This is a genomic window from Moraxella sp. K127 (assembly GCF_015223095.1).
Lineage (GTDB): Bacteria > Pseudomonadota > Gammaproteobacteria > Pseudomonadales > Moraxellaceae > Moraxella.
Map to the genome: position 1 here is coordinate 1 of NZ_JADFBZ010000100.1, position 1,157 is coordinate 1,157.

The 1,157-nt window shown below is 39.1% G+C and carries 1 protein-coding gene; it reads left to right on the forward strand.

Translation table 11 applies throughout. The annotated features are described in order from the left end of the window. Nucleotides 1-203 precede the first annotated feature (203 nt). Nucleotides 204-1,157: IS110 family transposase (locus IM753_RS12770; RefSeq protein ID WP_194109443.1), on the forward strand; the 954-nt coding region annotated here is incomplete at its 3' end.

Here is a 1,157-nt window from a genome sequence, read left to right on the forward strand (position 1 = left end):
CGTTCGCCCTTGTATCAACCCAACACCAAACCTAGATTATCTGCTAGAATGTTGTTGGGTTATACAAGCAAAGAGAACACGGGTTCGCCCTTAGTGTCTTAACACTGGTGCTCAGATGGTGTCCTTTGCTTGTCATCTTAACTCTGAATGGTATCTAAGTGCGTTTATTAAAACAGACACTGCATAAACAAGGCAAGAGACAGATGATACACTATATTGGCATAGACATCAGCAAAGCAAAGTTTGATGTTGCATTTATAAACCCAAGCACAAATAAAGTAAAAACCAAGGTTTTTAACAACAACAAAGCAGGCTTTGATTTACTGCTTGCTTGGTTAAAAACCAATGTCAGCAATCATCTTGATGAGCTACACATCATCCTAGAAGCAACAGGGGTTTATCATGAACACCTAAGTGAGTTTCTTGATGATAATAATATCAAGCAAAGCATTGTCAATCCTAACTATGTCCGCAAATTTGCAGACAGTTTGGGGGTAATCCATAAAACTGATAAAAAAGACAGCATTATTTTATCAAGGTATGGTTATAGCCACAAGCCTGAGGTTTGGGTAGCACCTAGCATTGAAGCCAAACAGCTAAAAGCTCTATTGGCTCGCTTAGAAGCACTCAAAGAAGATTTGCAACGAGAGCAAAACCGACAAGAGTTGCTCTTATCACCCAATCTGCCCGATTTGGTTAAAGCATCCATGCAAACAGTCATCAGTGTCCTTCAAGAGGAAATTGCCAAACTCACCAAAGACATTGATGACTTTGTTGACAAACACCCAAGTTTAAAGCAAGACAAAACCTTACTTGAAACCATTGACGGCATTGGTTCTGTTATTGCCAAAGAAGTGGTATGCTTAATACATACCAAACAATTTAAAAAAGCCTCACAGATGGCTTCGTTTTTAGGCTTAATACCCAAACAAAGACAGTCAGGTGTCTTTAAGGGAGCAACCAAACTGTCCAAACAAGGGCAAGTCTCTTTGCGTGCTAAGCTGTATATGTCTGCAATGAGTGCCATTCGTTATAATAGCACCATTAAGGCATTTTATGAACGATTACAACAAAACGGTAAAACCAAAATGCAAGCCTTATGTGCTTGTATGCGTAAATTGGTACATATCTGTTTTGGTGTTATCAAAACCCAAACA